At 64.5% G+C, this 20,484-nt stretch carries 20 protein-coding genes and 2 pseudogenes; 15 read left to right on the forward strand and 7 right to left on the reverse strand.

Annotated elements, in window-relative coordinates; translation table 11 throughout:
* Nucleotides 1-219 precede the first annotated feature (219 nt).
* The 5 genes from HDG39_RS16830 to araD all read left to right on the forward strand — a co-directional run bounded on the left by HDG39_RS16830 (nt 220) and on the right by araD (nt 6,232).
* On the forward strand, nt 220-1,389 hold the full coding sequence (locus HDG39_RS16830; protein ID WP_184007050.1) for an extracellular solute-binding protein: 1,170 nt from the start codon (nt 220-222) through the stop codon (nt 1,387-1,389).
* A 170-nt stretch (nt 1,390-1,559) separates the two neighbouring features.
* On the forward strand, nt 1,560-2,639 hold the full coding sequence (locus tag HDG39_RS16835) for an ABC transporter ATP-binding protein (protein ID WP_184007051.1): 1,080 nt from the start codon (nt 1,560-1,562) through the stop codon (nt 2,637-2,639).
* Nucleotides 2,636-3,523: an ABC transporter permease gene (locus tag HDG39_RS16840; protein WP_018423602.1), complete on the forward strand. Its 888-nt coding sequence runs from the start codon at nt 2,636-2,638 to the stop codon at nt 3,521-3,523. The genes HDG39_RS16835 and HDG39_RS16840 overlap by 4 nt, the downstream gene beginning before the upstream one ends.
* Entirely contained in the window at nt 3,523-4,464 is a 942-nt protein-coding gene (locus HDG39_RS16845; RefSeq protein ID WP_184007052.1) for an ABC transporter permease, read from the forward strand. Before HDG39_RS16840 ends, HDG39_RS16845 begins: the two co-directional genes overlap by 1 nt.
* Nucleotides 4,465-4,495: 31 nt before the next feature.
* Nucleotides 4,496-6,232 (forward strand): L-arabinonate dehydratase, encoded by a 1,737-nt coding sequence (araD, locus tag HDG39_RS16850; RefSeq protein WP_184007053.1) that lies wholly within the window; start codon nt 4,496-4,498, stop codon nt 6,230-6,232.
* Nucleotides 6,233-6,235: 3 nt separating this feature from the next.
* Here araD and HDG39_RS16855 read toward each other — a convergent pair whose 3' ends face one another.
* Together HDG39_RS16855 and HDG39_RS16860 are read right to left on the reverse strand one after the other, a co-directional pair.
* Nucleotides 6,236-6,841, reverse strand: coding sequence for a short chain dehydrogenase (locus HDG39_RS16855; RefSeq protein WP_184007054.1), 606 nt, complete (start codon nt 6,839-6,841; stop codon nt 6,236-6,238).
* Nucleotides 6,842-6,981: 140 nt separating this feature from the next.
* Nucleotides 6,982-7,434, reverse strand: coding sequence for a DUF3005 domain-containing protein (locus HDG39_RS16860; protein ID WP_184007055.1), 453 nt, complete (start codon nt 7,432-7,434; stop codon nt 6,982-6,984).
* A gap of 329 nt (nt 7,435-7,763) precedes the next feature.
* Here HDG39_RS16860 and HDG39_RS16865 point away from each other — a divergent pair, with 329 nt between their 5' ends.
* A complete protein-coding gene (locus tag HDG39_RS16865) occupies nt 7,764-7,997 on the forward strand; it encodes a hypothetical protein (RefSeq protein WP_013092363.1) in 234 nt (77 codons plus the stop codon).
* A 147-nt stretch (nt 7,998-8,144) separates the two neighbouring features.
* Nucleotides 8,145-9,071, forward strand: coding sequence for a serine O-acetyltransferase EpsC (gene epsC / locus HDG39_RS16870; RefSeq protein WP_184007056.1), 927 nt, complete (start codon nt 8,145-8,147; stop codon nt 9,069-9,071).
* A 50-nt stretch (nt 9,072-9,121) separates the two neighbouring features.
* Here epsC and HDG39_RS16875 read toward each other — a convergent pair whose 3' ends face one another.
* The 3 genes and pseudogenes from HDG39_RS16875 to HDG39_RS16885 form a co-directional block, all read right to left on the reverse strand.
* Nucleotides 9,122-9,634: a metal-dependent hydrolase gene (locus HDG39_RS16875; RefSeq protein WP_184007057.1), complete on the reverse strand. Its 513-nt coding sequence runs from the start codon at nt 9,632-9,634 to the stop codon at nt 9,122-9,124.
* Nucleotides 9,635-9,783: 149 nt separating this feature from the next.
* Entirely contained in the window at nt 9,784-10,293 is a 510-nt protein-coding gene (locus HDG39_RS16880; protein ID WP_184007058.1) for a hypothetical protein, read from the reverse strand.
* Nucleotides 10,294-10,439: 146 nt separating this feature from the next.
* A pseudogene (locus HDG39_RS16885) lies at nt 10,440-10,841 on the reverse strand (porin family protein); the annotation flags it as partial.
* A gap of 617 nt (nt 10,842-11,458) precedes the next feature.
* Here HDG39_RS16885 and HDG39_RS16890 point away from each other — a divergent pair.
* A complete protein-coding gene (locus HDG39_RS16890; protein ID WP_184007059.1) occupies nt 11,459-11,980 on the forward strand; it encodes a hypothetical protein in 522 nt (173 codons plus the stop codon).
* Nucleotides 11,981-12,014: 34 nt separating this feature from the next.
* A complete protein-coding gene (locus HDG39_RS36045; protein ID WP_503125003.1) occupies nt 12,015-12,179 on the forward strand; it encodes a YjaZ family protein in 165 nt (54 codons plus the stop codon).
* Here the strand turns inward: HDG39_RS36045 and HDG39_RS16895 are convergent.
* Nucleotides 12,157-12,588 (reverse strand): hypothetical protein, encoded by a 432-nt coding sequence (locus tag HDG39_RS16895; RefSeq protein ID WP_184007060.1) that lies wholly within the window; start codon nt 12,586-12,588, stop codon nt 12,157-12,159. The genes HDG39_RS36045 and HDG39_RS16895 overlap by 23 nt on opposite strands.
* A gap of 239 nt (nt 12,589-12,827) precedes the next feature.
* Here HDG39_RS16895 and HDG39_RS16900 point away from each other — a divergent pair, with 239 nt between their 5' ends.
* The 6 genes and pseudogenes from HDG39_RS16900 to HDG39_RS16925 all read left to right on the forward strand — a co-directional run bounded on the left by HDG39_RS16900 (nt 12,828) and on the right by HDG39_RS16925 (nt 19,230).
* Complete coding sequence (locus HDG39_RS16900) at nt 12,828-13,538, forward strand: CDP-alcohol phosphatidyltransferase family protein (protein ID WP_184007061.1); 711 nt, start codon at nt 12,828-12,830, stop codon at nt 13,536-13,538.
* On the forward strand, nt 13,535-14,350 hold the full coding sequence (locus HDG39_RS16905; RefSeq protein WP_184007062.1) for a HalD/BesD family halogenase: 816 nt from the start codon (nt 13,535-13,537) through the stop codon (nt 14,348-14,350). The genes HDG39_RS16900 and HDG39_RS16905 overlap by 4 nt, the downstream gene beginning before the upstream one ends.
* The gene (locus HDG39_RS16910; protein WP_184007063.1) at nt 14,347-15,423 is read left to right on the forward strand and encodes a lysylphosphatidylglycerol synthase domain-containing protein; all 1,077 of its coding nucleotides are present in this window, start codon (nt 14,347-14,349) and stop codon (nt 15,421-15,423) included. The genes HDG39_RS16905 and HDG39_RS16910 overlap by 4 nt, the downstream gene beginning before the upstream one ends.
* A gap of 28 nt (nt 15,424-15,451) precedes the next feature.
* On the forward strand, nt 15,452-16,216 hold the full coding sequence (locus HDG39_RS16915; protein WP_184007064.1) for a phosphocholine cytidylyltransferase family protein: 765 nt from the start codon (nt 15,452-15,454) through the stop codon (nt 16,214-16,216).
* A 138-nt stretch (nt 16,217-16,354) separates the two neighbouring features.
* On the forward strand, nt 16,355-17,758 hold the full coding sequence (locus HDG39_RS16920; protein WP_184007462.1) for an MFS transporter: 1,404 nt from the start codon (nt 16,355-16,357) through the stop codon (nt 17,756-17,758).
* Between the two features lie 38 nt (nt 17,759-17,796).
* Nucleotides 17,797-19,230, forward strand: a pseudogene (locus HDG39_RS16925) (gamma-glutamyltransferase family protein).
* Between the two features lie 49 nt (nt 19,231-19,279).
* On the opposite strand, the gene HDG39_RS16930 reads toward HDG39_RS16925, so the two are convergent.
* Nucleotides 19,280-20,329: a S1C family serine protease gene (locus HDG39_RS16930; RefSeq protein ID WP_184007065.1), complete on the reverse strand. Its 1,050-nt coding sequence runs from the start codon at nt 20,327-20,329 to the stop codon at nt 19,280-19,282.
* Nucleotides 20,330-20,484: the final 155 nt, after the last annotated feature.

Consider the following 20,484-nt stretch of genomic DNA (forward strand, 5'->3'; position numbering starts at 1 on the left):
ATTGCTATCGCGGCGAGGGCTCGGGTTTGCCCTTAACCCACGGTGCCGGGCATTGAACGACAAGGATTTCAGGTAAAACGAGCATTTTCTCGCCAGACCCACGCTCTCGACTATTTGCTTGACATCGGCTGTTGCGCTTCGCTATGTTCCCTTGGTAGAAAGACACCGCCCGCAACGTATCGACCAGCGGGCTTCCATACCAAGAAGCGAGGAGACGCAATGACTGTTTCGCACAGGTTGTCGTTCAAGCTGGTATCCGTCTGTATCGCCGCGAGCGCGGCGTTCACCCTTGCCGCGCACGCGGCCGATCCGGTCACGATCAATATCGTCGACGTGGCCGGCGATCTTCAACTCACGCAGAAGGGCTTCGAGGCGTTCAAGGCGAAGAATCCGAATCTCGTCGCGAACATCACGTTCACGAACGCGCCCGCGCCGCAATTGCCCGGCAAGATTAAGGCGATGCAGGGCGCGGGCCGCTCCGACATCGACCTCGTTTTGACCGGCACCGACGCGCTCGCGGCCGGCATCGAACAGAACCTGTGGATCAAGCTGCTGCCCGACAACGCGGCGCAGTTCCCCGGCGTGCTCGACAAGTTCGCGCCGGGCCCGCGCAAGATGCAGGATCTCGCGCAAGGCTACGGGCTCGAGGTCGCGTATATGCCGGCTGGTCCGCTGCTCGAATACAACCCGGCCAAGGTCAGCGATCCGCCGAAGACACCCGAGCAACTGCTGCAATGGTGCAAGGCCCACCCCGACAAGCTGATCTACGCGCGGCCGGCCAATTCCGGTCCTGGCCGCACGTTCCTGATGGGCTTGCCCTACGTGCTCGGCGACAAGGACCCGCAGGACCCGGTGCACGGCTGGGACAAGACGTGGGCGTTCCTGAAGCAGTTGAACGACTGCATACCGTACTATCCGGGCGGCACCTCGGCGGTGATGAAGGAACTGGGCGAAGGCACGCGCGACATGACCGTGACCGTGACCGGCTGGGACATCAATCCGCGCGCGCTCGGCATCGTGCCGGCCGAATTCCGCGTACAGCCGTTCGACAACATGACGTGGGTCAACGATGCGCACTACATGGTGGTCCCGAAGGGCGTGCCGAAGGAAAAGCTCGACGTGCTGTACAAGATGATGAACTTCATGCTGGAGCCCGCGCAGCAGGCGCTGACCTACGACGACGGCTACTTCTATCCTGGCCCCGCGATCAAGGGCGTCTCCGTCGAGCAGGCGCCCGCGCATAGCCAGGAGGTACTGCAAAAGTATGGCCGGCCCGAATACGCGAAGCTGTTGGCCGATCGTCCGCATGCTTTGCCGCTGAATGCAGCAGCGATGGTCGCCGCCTTCAGGAAGTGGGATAGCGACATCGGCGCGCAGAAGACCCGTTAGGCCTTCACCATTGCGACGGAGAACGAGGCGAAACGCAGCGCGGCGTGAGGCACCGCCGAGCTGCGTGTTTTCAGCGATCACGCGCCTCGGCTTAACTGCCTGATGCGCCGCGCCCACCGCACGCGCGGCACTCGCGACATCCGTCGCCTCACGCGGATCAGGAAACCGCCATGAAGCATCACTTTGAGCAGTTGCGGCTCGATTCGGTGAGCCGCAGTTTCACCAACGCGCAAGGCCACGCGATCGCCGCGCTGCAGGGTCTCGATCTGACGATCCGGCGCGGCGAGTTCATCGCGCTGCTGGGGCCGTCGGGTTGTGGCAAATCGACGGCGCTGAACTGCATCGCCGGATTGCAGCCGCTCACCGGCGGCGGCATCTGGCTCGACGAGCGGCGCATCGACGTGCTGCCGCCGGAAAAGCGCGGCTTCGGCATGGTGTTCCAGAACTACGCGCTGTTCCCGCATATGAGCGTGCTGGACAACGTCGGCTTCGGGCTGAAAATGCGCGGCGTCGGCAGAAGCGAGATCGCGCGCCGTGCACGCGAGGCCTTGAAACTGGTGCAACTGACCGGTCATGAGCCCAAGCTGCCCGGCCAATTGTCCGGTGGCCAGCAGCAGCGTGTCGCGATCGCGCGTGCGATCGTGATCGAGCCGCCGCTGATCCTGATGGACGAGCCGCTGTCGAATCTCGATACGAAGCTGCGCATCGAAATGCGCGCGGAAATTCGCCGCATCCATACGCAGCTCGAACGCGCGACGCTGTACGTGACGCATGATCAGGACGAAGCGCTGTCGATGGCCGATCGCATCGTCGTGATGAGGGAGGGCGTCGTGCAGCAGGTCGCGACGCCGAAGGAGGTCTATACGCGGCCGCGCAATCTGCATGTCGCGCGCTTCATGGGTTATCGCAATGTCGCCGAGTTCACGCTGGAGGGCATGCAAGGCGATGGCGTCGTGATCAGCGCTAACGGCGTGCGGCTCATCGGCACGCCGATGGCCGGCTTCGACGGCAAACGCGTGAGTGTCGCGCTGCGCCCCGAAGACATGGAGCGCGCCGAGCCCGGCGCCGACAACGCGTTCGAGGCGCTGATCGACGCGGTCGAATACGGCGGCCACGATTCGCTGCTGCGCGTGAAGACCGCGTTCGGCGACGTGTGGGCGCGCGTGACCGGTGAATGCGCGGAGGGCGAGCGCATCACGCTGCGCGTGCGGCCGTCGTGCGTGCTCGTCTACGACGCCGAGGCCGCATGAACACGCCGACGCTTGTCCCCCCGCTCACGTCCCGCGCGCCGCGCGATGCCAAGGCCTGGCTCGTCGCGCCCGCGCTGCTCTTTATCGTCGCGCTGTTCATCTATCCGTTCGCGTATGGTCTCGCGCTGTCGTTCCGGCCGATGAACGGCGGCGGCGTGTGGGCCAACTATCTGACGTTCTTCACCGACACGTCGATGTGGCCGACGATTCTCGTTACGCTGAAGCTGTCGGTGCCGGCCACGCTGATCAACGTCGGCGTGTCGGTGCCAGTCGCGTTCGCGCTGCGCCGCTACTCGCGGTATCAGAAGATCGTCACGACGCTGTTGGTGATCCCGGTGACGCTCGGCACCGTGCTGATCGCCGACGGCATGCTCACCTACTTCGGTCCGCACGGCTGGCTGCCGCAGGCGTTGCAGGCGCTGCATCTGTACACGCAAGAGGTGCGGCTCACGCACAACTTCACGGGCGTGTTGCTGTCGCTGATCGTGTCGGGCTTTCCGTTCGCGTTTCTGCTGACGTTGTCGTACGTGACCGGCATCGACCCGACGCTCGCAAGCGCGGCCGCGACGCTCGGCGCGAGTCCGTGGCAGCAGTTTCGCCGCATCTATCTGCCGCTGCTCGTGCCGGGGCTCACGATGGCCGCGTGTCTGTCGTTCGTGCAGGCGTTTTCGGTGTTTCCGTCGGCGGTGCTGCTCGGCGCGCCCGCGGGTCCGACGCGCGTGATGTCGATTGCCGCGGCCGAAGCCGCGTTCGAGAGCTACGACTATTCGCTCGCATCGGCGATCGCGATGGTGATGGGCTTCGTGCAACTGCTGGTGGTCGCCGCGCTGCTCGGCGCGCGCCGCTGGTTCTATCGTGGTCCCGTAACGGGAGGCAAAGGCTGATGACGACCGATCGTCGCGCGACGCAGCCCGATTGGTCCGCGTCCACCTCCGCTTCCGCGGCGCCTCAGCCGGGCGACGGCGCGCGCGAGCCCGCGCAACACGCGCGTCAGCGCGCGAACCTGCCGGGCCGTATCTGGCAGGTGCTGGTGTGGGCCGTGATGGCGTTCTTCCTGATCAACGTCGTGCTGCTGATCGCGACCGTCGCGGTGAATTCGATCGCGACGCGCTGGTTCGGCACCGCGTTGCCGCAAGGCTTCACGTTGCACTGGTATGCGCAGGCGTGGAGCGACTTCCAGCTCGCGAGCGTGCTGTGGGTGACCGTGCAGGTGGTCGGCGCGGTCGTGCTGCTTTCGGTGCTGCTCGGCGTGCCGGCTGCGTATGCGCTCGCGCGCGTGCAATTCCGCGGCAAGCGCCTTGCGATGCTGATCTTTCTGCTGCCGTTGATGGTGCCGCCCGTCACCTACGGCATTCCGATGGCGACCGCGATGTACAAGGTCGGACTCGCCGGCACGCTATGGGGCGTGATTCTTGCGAATCTCGTACCGGCGCTGCCGTTCGTGATTTTCGTGATGACGCCGTTCATCGAGCAGATCGATCCGAATCTCGAAGCGGCCGCGCGCATTTTCGGCGCGAACACGTTCCGCTATTTCCGTTACGTGCTGCTGCCGCTGCTCGTGCCGGGCATGCTGGCGGCGGGGCTGCTCGTGCTGGTGCGCACGATCGGCATGTTCGAGCTGACGTTTTTTACGGCCGGTCCGGCCACGCAAACGCTGGTGGTCGCGTTGTATTACGCTGTGTTTTCGACCGGCGTGCGCGCGCCGCAATCGATCGATGCGATGGCGATGATCTATATGGCGATCACGTTGATCTGGGTGCTGATCGCACTACAATTCGTGAGCCCGACGCAGATCGTGTCCCGCGTGAAAGAACAGAGGCGCTGACGCATGGTCGGCGCCAATCGTGGAGTAGACGTTGACCAAGAGAAAGACCCCCGAGGAATTGCGTAGTCATCGCTGGTACGGGGCGAACGATCTGCGTTCGTTCGGCCACCGCTCGCGCACCGCGCAGATGGGCTACAACCGCGACGAATACGCGGGCAAGCCGGTCATCGCGATTCTGAACACGTGGAGCGAGATCAATCCGTGCCACACGCATTTCAAGCAGCGCGTCGAGGAAGTGAAACGCGGCATCTGGCAGGCGGGTGGCTTTCCGATCGAGCTGCCTGTGCAGACGCTGTCCGAACCGTTCCAGAAGCCCACCACGATGCTGTACCGCAATTTCCTCGCGATGGAAGCCGAGGAGATGCTGCGCTCGTATCCCGCCGACGGCGTCGTGTTGATGGGCGGCTGCGACAAGACCACGCCCGCTTTGTTGATGGGCGCGATCTCGATGGATCTGCCCGCCATCTTTCTGCCTGCCGGCCCGATGCTGCGCGGCAACTGGAACGGCGTGACGCTCGGCTCGGGCTCCGACTCATGGCGCTACTGGGCCGAACTGCGCGCGGGCACGCTGACGCCGGACGACTGGCAGGGCGTCGAGGGTGGCATCGCGCGTTCGCCCGGTCACTGCATGACGATGGGCACCGCATCGACGATGACGAGCGCGGCCGAAGCGCTGGGCTTCACGCTGCCCGGCTTCGCGTCGATTCCCGCGCCCGATTCGCGGCATGCGCAGATGGCCGCGAAAACCGGCATGCGTATCGTCGAGATGGTGTGGGAGGATCTGAAGCCGTCGGACCTGATCACGGCGGCATCGGTCGATAACGCGGTGACGACTTGCGTCGCGCTGTCCGGGTCGACCAATTCGGTCGTGCATATGATCGCGCTTGCACGGCGCGCGGGCATCGAGTTGACGCTCGACCGCTTCGACGAGATCGCGCGCCGCACGCCCGTGCTCGCGAACATCAGACCGACCGGCGCCTATCTGATGGAGGACTTTTTCTACGCGGGCGGTTTGCGCGGGCTGCTCGCGGAATTGGGCGAACTGATCGACGGCGCGCAGAAAACCGTGAACGGCCGCACGCTCGGCGAGAACCTTGCCGGCGCGCGCATTTTCAACGACGACGTGATCCGCCGCCGCACGAATCCGCTACTGCGCGACAGCAGCCTCGCGGTGCTGCGCGGCAATCTCGCGCCCGACGGCGCCGTGATCAAGCCCGGCGCGGCCGAGCCGCATCTGCTCGTGCATACGGGCCGTGCGGTCGTGTTCAGCGACTACGACGACATGGCCGCGCGCATCGACGACGACGCACTCGACATCGACGAAAGCTGCGTGCTCGTGCTGCAGCACGCGGGGCCGGTCGGCGCGGGCATGCCCGAATGGGGTCAACTGCCGATTCCGCGCAAGCTGCTGCAAAAAGGCGTGCGCGACATGGTGCGTATCTCTGACGCGCGGATGAGCGGCACGAGCTATGGCGCGTGCGTGCTGCACGTGGCGCCCGAGGCATTCGTCGGTGGGCCGCTGGCGTTGGTGCGAAGCGGCGATCTGATCGAGCTGGATGTGCCGCGCCGCAGGCTGAATCTGCTGGTATCGGACGAAGAACTCGCGCGCCGCAAGGCCGCGTGGGTCAAACCCGCTGCGCGCTTCGAGCGCGGCTATGGCGCCCTGCATCAGGCGCACGTGATGCAGGCGGATCAAGGCTGCGATTTCGACTTCCTGCAGCGCGGCGGCGTGGGTCCCGATAGCTCGGGCGAGCCGGAGATTCACTGAGGTTCAATACCCCACGCGATACACGCGCCCCGTCTGCGCCCCTTCTACACTGCGCAGATAAGCAAGCGCCGCGCGTTGCGCGCTGACGGGCTCGAAGCCGCGAAAGAACGGCGCGTAAGCCTCCATCGACTCGGTCAGCACGGTCGGACTCACCACGTTGATGCGCAGCCCGCGCGGCAGTTCGATCGCGGCGCCGCGCACGAAGCCCTCGAGCGCGAGATTGACGGTCGTCGCGCTCGCTCCCTGCGGGATCGGCTCGTCGCCCAGAATGCCGCTCGTCAGCGTGAACGATCCGCCGTCGTTCACATACGGCAGCGCCGCGAATACGACGTTGATCTGGCCCATCAGCTTGTCGCGCAGCCCGACCCAGAACTGCTCGATGCTCATCTGCTCCAGCGGACCGAAATGCACCTTGCCGGTCGCGGTGACGACGCCGTCTACCTTGCCGATGTCGCGAAACAGCCGCTCGACGCTCGCCGGATCCGTGCTGTCGACGTGATATTGCCCGCGCGTCGCGCCCACCTCGATCACTTCGTGACGCGCCTGAAGCTCCGCGCGGATGGCCTGGCCCAGCGTGCCCGTGGCACCGATGACGACGATTCTTTTCATCCGCAACTCCGTTAAACGAACAACGTTAAACCAAGCAAAGCACGCACCAGAATAAAACAGTGCGTGCTGCGTGATTGCCTGATAAATCGGAATAAACGCGGTAATTCAAACGCGCGCGTATAAAGGGATGATACGCGCGCCTATTTCACCCGATGTAATTCGATTACGCGCGCGGGCCGCAAATGATTGAGCGCATAGTGAATGCGGCCACGATCGTGGCGCTGTCCGACCGGACGCGGGTCGTCGTACTGATGGTCGGCCGAGTAGGCGGCGAGCGGCTCGGCCATGCCCTTGTCGATCACCGCGTAGCCCGGCTCGAGCGCGAGCAGCAGATGGTTGCCGCCGACCCGGCTGTCGAAGCCGGCCATGCCATCGAGCGACTCGGGCACGCTGTTGTCGAGCGTCGCATTGCTGGTCGTGACCGCGTCGGGCGAGATCGCGCCGTGGCCCGCCAGGCGGGCCGCTTCGCGGTTCTTGCCGTCGGTGTCGACCGTGCTGTCGTGCGTGCGGTCGTTGTGCAGGTCCGTGCTTCGTGGGTCCTTCGGGTCCGGCTTCGTACCGGCGTTTTCGGGTTTGCTGATCGCGCTGTTCATCGTGCATTCTCCTGAAGCGGACATTCGAACAAAAGAGCAAAAGCCGTTCCGACTGACACGGCGCCGCTGTGCGCGAGAGTCGCGATGCGTTGTCCGCCATCCTTCGATGCGAGTGGCGTTGCCTCGCGATTAAACGGCGATGACGTCCGCGATTCATTTCGTTTTTTTCAATGGACGCGTATTTTCTACAGAGTATGATCTTACTCCTGCGACCGACGCGCGGATAAATTGGCGGCATGCTCCGGCTGTTCCATCATGGTCGGAAAAACTAACAAACAAATGGCCGCGCGACTGAGAAAATGTTACGGGGCTTCAGGGGCGGGTGACTCATGCACTTCGATGCTGCATTCACACATCGCGGCTATCTTTTGAATTGCGAACCGGCGCGCTCGGGCGACGGCTCCTGGCAACCGTATGTGGTGATCTCGCGCTCGAGCGACGGCGAACTGGTCGCTAACCGTTTCTTTCCCACGGAACTGCGCTTCTCCGACGAAGCCGCAGCCATCGCGCACGCGCGCGATTGGGCAGTGCGCTGGATCGACGCGAGCAGTCTGACTATCTGAATGAAGTCAGGAAACGGTGCGTGCCAGCTCACGTCGACGCAATGAATCCGAGCCGACCTGCGCGCTGCCGGGCGGGCAGCGTTAAAACGCGGTAATCTCTGCTCGATAACCACTTCGAACCGTGCACGCCGCGCGGCGCCGTCCCTTATGCCCAACGAGCCTTCCCATAACTGGGGCCTTGAACAGATCGTCGCCGACCTGCGCGCCTCGCGCGAGCAATTGCATCGCACGCGGCATCCGCTCGGCATTCGCGAATTGCCATCGCGCGAAGCAGTGGTCAATATCGTGGCCGGTCTGCGCGCCGCGATGTTTCCGACGCATTACGGCGCACCCGATCTAACCGACGAGACGGTCGACTACTACGTCGGCCACACGCTCGAAAGCACGTTGCGGCTGCTCGCCGAACAGATTCGCCGCGCGCTGCGCTTCCTGCCCGAGTTCGGTGCGACGCCCGACGCCGAGTTGCGGGAGCGCGCGTTCGCGGTGGCGCGCGCGTTCGCGACGCAACTGGCGGGCATACGCGCGCTGCTCGTCAGCGACATCCAGGCTGCGTACACCGGCGACCCCGCCGCGCAGCACATCACCGAAATTCTGCTGTGCTATCCGGGCGTGTGGGCGATGACGCATCATCGGCTCGCGCATGCGCTGCATCGGCTCGGCGTGCCGCTGCTCGCGCGCTTCATCAACGAGATCGCGCACTCGGCGACCGGCATCGACATTCACCCTGGCGCGACGATCGGGCCGAGCTTTTTCATCGATCACGGCACCGGCGTGGTGATCGGCGAGACAGCGATCATCGGCGAGCGCGTGCGCGTGTACCAGGCGGTCACGCTCGGCGCGAAGAGCTTCGCGGCCGATGAGGACGGCACGCTGATCAAGGGCAACGCCCGGCATCCGATCGTCGAGGACGATGTCGTGATCTACGCGGGCGCGACGATTCTCGGACGCGTGACGATCGGGCGCGGGTCGGTGATCGGTGGCAACGTGTGGCTCACGCATAGCGTGCCGCCGGGCAGCAGCGTATCGCAAGGCAAGGTCCGCGAAGGAGAACGCACCGACAATGGACGGCAATGATGCGCGGCTAGCCGCCGCGCCCGCGCGCCGGGCCGATTGCATCGCTGCGCCTAGCCGATCGGCCAATGGCGCAACCACGGCAACACATGCATGCCATGCAGCCACACATGCTCGCCGATAATCCACGCGGCCGCCCAGGACGCCGCAACGACGATCAGATCGCAGTGCCCGCTATTCCACAGATTCAACGAATGTCGCCCGGCGATCCACGGCACGCCGAGCGGATTCGGCCAGTCGGCGAGCAGATGCATGAGGCCGCCGCACGCGAAGCCGAACGCGGGCGCCGCGTAGATCGAATGTCCGAGCGTGTGATACGACACCGCGAGCAGCGCGAGCCAGCCGATGCCCCAATGCGTCAACGTGCGATGCGTGATCCACAGCCGCCGCGCGCGCGACCACCATGCGACTTCGAGCCAGTCCGGCGCGGTGCTGCCGGCGACGCCGGCGATGAAGCTCAGCAGCACGCCAGCATGAAACGGACCGCCGCCGCTGCGCGCGACGATCGCCGCCGCGATGATGCCGGCTGCGAAACCGGTCGCATGATGCGCTTTGCTGGATGCCATCGACACTCGCGGCACACGTGCCGCGCGAAAACTAAAGGGCGGCTATGTTCGCAGATGGGCGCGTAAAAAAATAGCCGATGCGCGAGATAAAAATTCGCGCATCGGTCTTCCGTGCATGACGCGCACGGCGTTCAAGCGCGCCGCGCCGCTCAGGTCGCGCAGCGCGCGATATCGAAGCGCATTTCCTCTTCGGGCGGATCGTCGGGCGCATTGGCCGGATGCATGACCTTGATGACCGTGTTGCCGTTGAGCGGGGTCAGCGTGACGAAGTACGAGTTGTGCGAATCGGCACCGACCGCGAGTTCGGTCGCGGCGCCGGCGTGCGAGGTGCGCACTCGCGGCAGACGTTCTTCGAGGCAGGCGGCGATGGACGCAGGTGTGCGTGACGAAGACACGTACACGAGCGGCGCGGACGCATCGCGCGCGGGGCCGCCCGACGAACCGCAAGCGGCGAGGGTGGCGGTGAGGGCGACAGCTGGGACAAGCAGGAGAAGTCTTTTCATGATCCGATCGTCGGCGTTCCCGGTCATGCATGGGAAGGTGAGGCACGGGCGAAGCGCGATGCGCTGACGTACAGCGCGATGCTTCGCGACGAAGCTGCCGTGCAGGCGGCGCGGTTTCGCGGCGTCGCACGGCGGCCGGGGCAGTATACCGAGCATGCGTCGACGTCGTCACTAGCGCGGCCATGCGTCTATTGGTCTGACGGCAAACCGTAAGGCCGATGAAAATACCCGAACGTGATCGTGTCGCGCGCGGATGGCCGCGCGGCGCAATGCCTGCATGAAAACCGTGGTGAGAACCGTCGTCAGAAGCGATGCCGCAGACCGACTGCCGCGGCGACCTGGTTGCCGGTCGACGACGGCGCAAGCGTATTGATCGCCGCGACGTTCGCGCCGAAGTCTCCGAGTTCGCCCGATGCATGCTGGTACACGCCTTCGAGGTACACGTCGGTGCGCTTGCTCAGTGAGTTGTTCAACTGCTGATAAGCGGCGGCGAAGCTCAACGGACCGTTGTCGTACGAAGCGCCCGCACTCCATGCGCGATTGTTCGCGAACTGGCCGGCCGCGTTGCTGAAACCGTACAGGCCGGCCAGGTTGTCGTTATCAAACGGGTGGGCTGCGAGATTGTTGCCGTAGCCCTCGCCCGCTTCCGACAGCGGCGCCAGGTAGTCGCTGACCGAGTCATACTGACGGCCGAGCGTAAGCGTCGGGACGAATCGGCATTCCAGCGAAAGTTGCTGCTTGCGCCCGTTGACTATCGATTCGTAGCGAAGCGTAATTGCCGCTATGCGGATATTTAATTACGCGCCTTACAACGGTTTATTTTCGAATCCGGGATTATGTGAATTAACCGCGTAAGCGCAGGTCGGCAAAAGGAAAAATATTTTTAACGATGTATGGCGGGATGCGCTGTCGAACCTGAGGCTGTTGTCGGGTGGTATCGGCACAAGGCCTCGCGGCGGGTAAAGGAGAAAGCGGACGAGCCGTTCGCGCTGATTCCCACGGTTTTGCGCAATGCAGTCTTTCGAAGAAAGCCTTAAATCGGGTTGGGATGCCACTTATAATTTCAATAGACCCCTTCGACCAAAGGGCGTCTTTTTCATTTTTTACACGCGGCTTTCGGGCCGCGTTTTTTTATCTGACGTTTAAAGCGGATTTATACATCGTCGCGTAGGGTAAATATAACTTTTCGCGCGTTGAGCGGCGGCGCCGTTCCGAACGCGCCTTGTCCGTTCGTCAGAGCGAGCACGGCCAGGCGGGCCGGGCAGGTAGAATCGCGGGTCCGAAATCTGTTTGTGCGCCCCGCGAAGTGAGTGAACCTGTGATGACCGACACGCCCTTTCCCTCGACCGACACGAATGCCGAGTTCCTCGGACCGGACGACAGCGTGCATGAAGAGCGTCTGTGGCGCGACAACGGCTGGACCGCGCGCATCATCAAGAACGAAGACGACGAAGGCTGGGCCGTTGAAATGATCAAGGACGGCGAGGCGGAGCCCGCGCTCGTCGGACCGTGGACGATGGGCCGCAACAAGAAGGATCCGAAACCGCTCGACGTATCGGCGTTCAACACGCTAGTGAAAACCGCGGCGGAAGTGCTGCGTCGTCACGAGCAGCAGCTGCGCGCGCAACTGCACAAGACGGTGCGCGTGCCGAGCGCAGACGGCAACGACGAACTCGACATCACGCTCGACATCGTCCCCGACGAAGACGAGCCGTACGCACTGTTGAGCGCGCTCGATCTTTTCGGCGAGCAGATCGCGCAAGTGCAGGTTGCGCCGACGTTCAAGCTCAGCAAGGCGAGCGCCACGGCGTGGGTGGCAAACGAGTTTCGTCGGCCGGGGTAAGTGGCGGTTGTAGGCGCGGCTGCATCGTGATCGGATCAACTGGTCGCTCAAACTGCCGGCGATCATGGCGCAGTTGGCAGAGCGGCGCTGCTATTTCCCTGGCCATTCGAACTGGCTCGTGGTCGAAGATATCGACGATCGTGGCCAAACGGTCGAATACGAGGTGTCGCCAAACCCTAGCTGCGCTTGCAGAAAATAGCGGTGATGAGCGGCGCGACGTGATGCACGATCGCCGTGCTGCCGGCGTTTTCAAGCGCGCCTTTAACCTTGTCGTCGCTGCCGAACACGACCGCGCCATACGCGGACTGCGCGACCGGTTCGCCGTCGCCGACCCGGAACATCGGGTCGTCCTTTTCGAAGCCCACCACCGCGAATACGCGGAAACCGAACGCGGTCAGATGCGCATCGGGCATCGGCGAGAACGCGTTGATCGAGTTGCTTTCGACGTGACTTGGCTTCGGGTGGATCAGCTGCTGCTGCATCAGATCGGCAATGAACTGGTGGCCGCTCTCATTGCATGTCAGTGGCGCGTCGAGCTCCACGGCGAACGAGGAAAGGGGCAGCGCGGCGGCGGCGGCAAACAGCAGAGGGACAAGGAGACGGTTCATGAGCGTAGGCGGGCGGCCACAGTCGATGTCGTGGATTAGCAACCACTGCGCCATCCCCCGGAGGGCACGAGCGGTGCTGCACATCGAACAGATTCCGCGTGACTGGCACAACTGGATCCGCACTTTACAGCGATTCGGTGAATTCCGCTTTTGACGGACACACGAACGGCATCTGCAAATTGCAGAGAAACGTATGACATAACAGCAAGCTTTCAGAATCCCGTATATATTTCCGCCTTATGACTTCGCAACCCCGACCTCCAATAGACGTTCCGCCGGCACGTACGTGGGACGCCCGGCTCGCCCGCCGGCTCGTGACACCGCTAGTCGACACCTGGGTCACCCCGAACCATTTGACCACGCTGCGCCTGCTGATCGGCGTCGCAGGCGCGCTGTGCCTTGCGCACGGGGGATTCGCGTGGGCCAATGCGGGCGCACTGCTGATCGTCCTGTCGAATTTCGTCGATCACACGGACGGCGAACTCGCGCGAGTGGGCGGCAAGTCGAGCCGCATTGGTCATTTTTACGACCTCGCCTGTGATGCGCTCGTGACCGTGATGCTGTTCGTCGGCATGGGTATCGGTGTCGGCGGCGCGCAGATCGACGCTTTGAAGCTCGCGCCCGGCGCGCCCGGCGCGCTCGGCGCGGTGGCTGGTGTCGTGGTCGCGCTGATCTTCTTTTTGCGCATGCGGATCGAGGAAATGGTCGGCAAGGCCGGCACGAAGCAGGCGTCGATGGGGGGCTTCGAAACCGAGGACGTGCTGTACCTGCTGCCCATCGTCACGCTGATGAATGTCGTCGCGCCGTTCGTGGTGGTCGCGTCGATCGGCGCGCCGCTGTTCGCCGCATGGGTGGTGATCGACTACTGGCGCGTCGCGCGCCGTAGCGCTGGTCCGACGGCCAAGGCCGCCAGCGCTTCTGAATCGCGTCAACAGTGGGCCGGCAAATGAATCTGCACGCCGAAGACGACGTCATCGCGCCCGTATCGTCAGGCACGCCTGTGGCGGCGCTCATGCCTGCGCCCGATGCCGACCGCGCGGTCGCGAGCCGTACCCGCACGTTCGACAACGCGCGTCTGCGTAAAGACTTCGCCGCGCAGGACGCGTTTCTGTATCTGGACGATTTCCTCGCGCCTGAAGTGACCGTGCAGCTGGTACACAGCGCGCGCTCGCTGCTTGACGAAGTGAACCGCAACTACTTGCCGGGTCACAAGCAGGGCGGCAGTGTCAGCCGCCATACGATCGACCGTCTGGCGCCGTTCATCGCCGAGCTGTATCGCTCGAAGGAGTTGATCGGCTGGCTCGAGCAACTGAGCGGCGACCAGTTGCAGGTGTCGCCCGCCGACGATCCGCACGCATACGCGCTCTACTACTACACGCGCCCCGGCGACCATATCGGCTGGCACTACGATACTTCGTATTACGACGGACGCCGCTACACGCTGCTGCTCGGCGTGATCGACGAATCGTCGTGCCGGCTCGACTACGAGCTGCATACACGCAATCCGGAGGTGCCGGACCAGCCAGGCTCGGTGCAGATTCCGCCGGGCGGCCTCGTGTTTTTCGATGGTGACAAGCTGCGCCATCGCATCTCGCCGGCCGGCCCGAACGAGATGCGTGTGTCGCTGACGTTCGAATACGTCACCGATCCCAACATGCGGCCGTGGCGCCGCTTCGTTTCCAACATGAAGGACGCGATCGCATACTTCGGTTTCCGCCAGGTGTTCCGTCAGATGGCCTCGCGCGGCAAGGACGCTGCATGAGTCGCGCGGCCCTGCTTCTGCTGTCGATCGGCTCGGCGCTGTTCGTCGGCCTGCTCGCCTGGCAGGGCTTCGGCTCGGTGGCGTCGACCTTGCTCGCAGCCGGCTGGGGGCTCGCGGTCGTCGCCGCGTTCCACGTGGTGCCGCTCGTGCTCGATGCGGGTGCGATCGCCGTGCTGTTCAAGCGCGACCACCCCTCGCGTGACGGTGCGCATGAAGCTCCGGCAAGTGGTGCAACCAGCGGCGCGACGAGCGCTGCGCGAGCCGAACCCTCGCTGCGCGATGCGCTGTCCGCCCGCTGGATCGGCGAGTCGGTGAATAGCCTGCTGCCCGCTGGGCAGATCGGCGGCCCGGTGGTGATGGTGCGTCAACTGTCGCAGCGCGGGATGCTGCTGCGCGACGCGGCCGCCGCGATCACCGTCAGCACGACATGGCAGGCGCTCGCGCAAATCGTGTTCGCGCTCGCTGGCCTCGCGATGTTCGGCGCGTACGCCGCGCACGGCACGCTGCACGACCTGCGCACCGCAACGCTGATTGCGACCGGCGTGCTCGGCGCGCTGATCGCCGCGTTCTACTTCGCGCAGCGGCGCGGTCTGTTCGGCCCGCTGCTGGGCGTGGTGTCGAAGGTGTTCGGCAAGCGCGACTGGTCGTCGCTGATGACGCGCGCGGAGGCCGTCGATGCCGCCGTGCAGTCGCTGTACCGCGAGCGCGGCCGTGTGGCGGCGAGCTTTGCGCTGAGCCTCGTGGGGTGGGTCGTCGGCACGGCCGAGGTATGGCTCGCGCTGCGTTTTCTCGGTCATCCGGTCGGCTGGATCGACGCGCTGCTGCTGGAAAGCGTCGGCCAGGCGATTCGCGGCGCGGCCTTCATGATTCCGGGCTCGCTCGGCGTGCAGGAGGGCGGCTATCTGCTGCTCGCGCCGCTGGTGGGTTTGCCGCCCGACGCGGCGCTGGCGTTGTCGCTCGCCAAGCGTGCGCGTGAAATCCTGCTGGGCCTGCCGGGCCTGCTGGTATTGCACTTCAGCGAACGAAGCTGGCAACGGCGGCGCGCTCCACGGCGTGTGCCGGTTGCCGATTGACCCCCGTACTTTTTTCAAAGGACCGCGCATGCGCGCAATCATTCTCGCAGCGGGCCTCGGCCTGCGTCTCCAGCAGCCGCCGCAAGCCCAGTTTCCGAAATGCCTGTTGCAGTTCGACGGCATGAGCCTGCTCGAACGGCATCTGCAGATGCTCGAAACCGCCGGCGTGACCGACATCGTGCTGGCGCTCGGGTTCCAGCCGGAATCCGTGCAGGCGGAACTCGCGCGCATCGACTGGCCGCACAAGGTCGAAACCGTACTCAATCCGCGCTTCGATCTGGGCAGCGTGCTGACCGTGCATACCGTCGCCGATGCGTTGACGCGCGGCGGCGACGTGCTGCTGATGGACGCCGACGTGCTGTACGACGAGCGCATCCTGAGCGCGCTGGTGGCGGGCGAGTCGGTGAACCGTCTGCTGATCGATCGCGATTTCGAAGCGGGCGACGAGCCCGTCAAGCTGTGCCTGAAGGACGGCGTGCCGGTCGAGTTGCGCAAGCAGCTCGCGGTCAATCTGGAGTACGACACGATCGGCGAGTCGGTCGGCTTCTTCCGCTTCCGCGAGGAAACCGCGCGACGCTTCACGCAGATCGTCGCGGGCTATGTCGACAGCGGCCGCGCGAACATGCCGCACGAAGAGGCGGTGCGCGACCTGCTGCTCGAGCGCAGCCAGGTGTTCGACACGGCCGACGTGACCGGCGCGCCGTGGATCGAGATCGACTTTCCGAACGACGTCGCGCGCGCCGCCAACGAGATCCTGCCGCAGTTGCAGCCGCTCGTCAGCGCATCGCGCTAAGGCGTCCGTGCCGCGCGCGAAGATGCACGGCAGCGCGCGATGCCACACGGCAAAATCCCCTCGCGCGACAACATTTGTTGTCGCCGCGATGCCATAATCGACGCTTTCCATTGATGGCTGGCCACCGTCGCCATGACAATGCTGCTCGCTTTAGGCGCTTTCATCGTTCCGCTGATCGTCGCGTGCGCGATGTTCATGGAAAACGTGGACGGCACGGTCATCGTGACGTCGCTGCCGGTTCTGGCACGCGACCTCGGTCATGATCCGATCACGCTGAAGCTTGCGGTCACGGCGTATGTGATCGGCCTTGGCGTCTTTATCCCGATCTGCGGCTGGGTCGCCGACCGCTTCGGTTCGCGCACTGTGTTCCGCACCGCGATCGGCATCTTCATGGCGGGCTCGCTGCTGTGCGCGGCCTCCACTTCGCTCGAGACCTTCGTGCTCGCGCGCTTCGTGCAGGGCATCGGCGGCGCGCTGATGGTGCCGGTGGGCCGCATCATCATCTTCCGTTCGCTGCCGAAGTCGGAGTTCATTCGCGCGATGAACTATCTGACGGTGCCGGCGTTGCTCGGTCCGGTGGTCGGGCCGCCGCTCGGCGGCTTTATCACGACCTATCTGCACTGGCGTCTGATCTTCGTGATCAACGTGCCGATCGGCCTGCTCGGCATCTGGCTCACCAACAAGTACATCGCCAATACGCGCGAGCCGCATCCGGGCCGGCTCGACTGGCTCGGTTTCGTGATGTCGGCGAGCGGGGCTTCGCTGTTCATGCTCGGGCTCTCGCTGGTCGGCGGCGAACTCGTGTCGACGCGAGAATCGGTCGGCATGTGCGTGACCGGCATCGTGCTGCTGGTGGTTTATGTGGTGTACGCGAGCCGCGTCGCGCTGCCGGTGCTCGACCTGCGTCTGCTCCGTATCCCGAGTTTTCATGCGAGCGTGATCGGCGGTTCGCTGTTTCGTATCGGTCTAGGCGCCGTGCCGTTCCTGTTGCCGCTCGCGTTGCAGGAAGGGCTCGGCATGACCGCGTTCAGAGCCGGCGCGATCACGTGCGCATCCGCGTTCGGTTCGATCTTCATGAAGACGGTGGCGTCGCGTATTCTCGAACGCTTCGGCTTTCGTACCGTGCTGATGGTCAACGCCGCGTGCGCGGGTCTCGCGATCGCCGTGTACGGGTTGTTCTTTCCCGGCACGCCGCATTGGGTGATCTGGTGCATCGTGCTGGTGGGCGGCTTCTTTCCTTCTCTGCAATTCACGTCGCTCAATACGCTGGCCTATGCGGATATTCCGGGCAGCGACGTCGGCCGCGCGACCAGTGTCGCGAGCGTCATCCAGCAGATGTCGCTTGGCCTCGGCGTGACGATCTCGGGCATCGTGCTACAGATTTCTCATCGTGTTCAAGGGCATCCGAACATCGTGTTCTCCGATTTCTGGCCGGCGTTTCTCGTCGTCGGTCTGTTCTCGTGCCTGTCGATTCCGATTACGCGGCGGCTGCCGCGAGACGCGGGCGATGAGATCTCGCGCGGCAGTCGCGGGCGCGCGTAAGCCATCATACGGATGCCGTCGTCGTCGATGAGGAGGTCATGAAGTTGATTCGCCACGTCAAAGCTTCAACCAGTGCTTCGATCAGCGGTCTTGCCCTGATCGCAATCCTCTGCGTTTCAACCGGGTTTCTCCAGGCGGCGCCTGCTGTCGCGAAAGCGCCCGCGAAGACGCAACCGGCCGTGCTTGCCGGTTCGGCGATTGCGGTGCCGGACTCATACAGCGCCGATGCCGCCGAGCAGATCTTCAACGAAGGCGGCAATGCGGTCGATGCGGCCGCCGCGATCGCCTTCACCCTTGCGGTCACGTTCCCGAGTTCATGACGCTGTACGTCGACAACAAGCCGTATTTCCTCGACTATCGCGAGCGCGCGCCGCTCGCCGCGACGAAGAACATGTATCTCGACGACAAGGGCGAGATCATCAAAGGCATGAGCCTCGTCGGCTATCGCGCGGTGGGCGTGCCGGGCACTGTTCAGGCAGCCTGACCTTGCCCCGGTATTGCAGCGTATCTCCGATCAGGGCCCGAAAGATTTCTACAGGGGCAAGACTGCCGATCTGATCGCCGCTTCGATGCGCGGCCGCGGCCTGATTACGAAGGCCGATCTCGCGTAGTACAAGGCGGTCTGGCGCGAGCCGATTCAGGCGAACTGGAACGGCTATCGCGTGCCGCTCAATTCCGTGCAATACGTGCATCTGATCGCGGAGCTCGAGAAGCGCGTGTTCGCGGACCGCGCGCAGTATCTCGGCGACCCGGATTTCTACCAGATGCCGGTCGCGCAACTGATCGCCGACCCGTATCTGGCCAAGCGCGCGGCCGAGGTCGATCCGAATGTGCCGTCGGACACAAAGAGCATTCAGCCGGGGCTCGGTACCTCGATGCCGGAGAGGGCGGAGCCCACGCATTTTTCGGTGGTCGACAAATGGGGCAACGCGGTGTCGAACACGTACACGCTGAACGGCGCGTTCAGCTTGGGCGTCATGGTGGATCGGGCAGGCATCGTGCTGAACGACGAGATGGACGACTTCTCCGCGAAGCCGGGCGCCGCCAACACGTTCGATGTGGTCGGCCGCGACGCGAATGCGATCGAGCCGAAGAAGCGCCCGTTGTCGTCGATGGCGCCAACGATTTTGACGAAGGACGGCAAGGTCGCGCTCGTGATCGGCACGCCGGGCGGATCGCGGATCTTCACGACGAGCTTCCTGGTGATCAACGACATCTACGACTTCGACATGCCGTTGCCGGATGCGCTCGCCGCGATGCGTTTCGATCACCAGCTATTGCCGCCGAATACGATCTATTCGGAGCCGTACAAGCCGATCGAGGGCGAACTCGCACAGCAGCTCGAGGCGAAGGGCTACAAGCTGGAAGGGCAGCAATTCACCAGCGATGTTCAGGTGATCAGGATCGATGGCGACGAGCCGGATGCGGCGGCCGATCCGCGTGGACGAGGGGTGACGCGAGTGGTTCGGTAGGGTTTCACGTTGGGCATCCAGGCAAGGCCGCCCAACGCAAAGTGCCTCTTCACCCTGCCTGCTCCACCGGCGTCACCGTCAACTCCACCCGCTGCGCGCCGCGCAACACCGTCACGTTGACCGGCTTGTCGATACGCGAAGCATCGAGCGTGCGTTGCAGAGCATCCACATCGTGCACCGGCTGCGCGTCGATCGCGACGATCGTGTCGTCGGTGCGCAAGCCGCCGAGCGCGGCCGGACTGCCTTTGACGATCTCCATCACGTGCACGCCGCTTTGCGTGCCGAGCCCGAAATAGCGCTGCACGCGCCGCGACAGCGGCGTCGTCGTGCCGGCCACGCCGATATACGCGCGTCGCACGCGACCGTGGGCGAAGATCTGCATGATGACCCACTTCGCGGTATCGATCGCCGTCGCAAAACAGATGGCCTGTGCGCCAGGAATAATCGCGGTATTCACGCCGATCACCTGACCCGCCGAATTGATCAGCGGTCCGCCCGAGTTGCCCGGATTCAATGCCGCGTCGGTCTGAATCACGTCGTAGATCATGCGGCCGGAGTTCGAGCGCAGCGACCGGCCGAGCGCTGAAACGACGCCGGTCGTCACGGTCTGTTGCAGCCCGAGCGGGTTGCCGACCGCAATGGCGATCTGCCCGACGCGCAGCCTCGATGATTCGCCGAGTTCGACATGCGGCAGCGGTTCCGGCGAACCGATGCGCAGCACCGCGAGATCGCTGCCGGGATCGTCGCCGACCAGATCGGCGTCGAACTTCGCGCCGTCGGCCAGCGTCACCTGGATATGCGTCGCGCCATGCACGACGTGGCTATTGGTCAGCAGGTAGCCGTCGGGCGTGAACAGGAAGCCCGAGCCGGTGCCGCCGCGCGCGCCGCGCCCATGCGCGGACGCGTCGCCGGGCAGCCGGCGTTCGACGGCGATAAACGCGACCGCCTGCTGCACGCGCTCCAGTGCACCGATCACGGTGCGGGAGTAGGCGTCGAGCAGCGCGTCGTCGTCGTGGGTCAAAAGGTCGGTGGATTGGGGCCCGGGGGCGTCGGATGCGGCGCTCGACAGGTCATCGATGAAGCGTGGGCGGCTTCCCATAACGATGCTCCGGATAGACGGGCTCCGAGATGCGGGGCGCTGCGCGAGTTTTCAAGTGCATCCCGGGGGCGTCGGCGGCGTGCCGGCCGCGCCGCCAGACCGGTGGCCACTGCCCGTGAGACACTTTCCCGGGCGGGCCCGTCGCTCGCCGCTCG

This window comes from Paraburkholderia lebeckiae, assembly GCF_014201005.1.
Classification (GTDB): domain Bacteria; phylum Pseudomonadota; class Gammaproteobacteria; order Burkholderiales; family Burkholderiaceae; genus Paraburkholderia; species Paraburkholderia tuberum.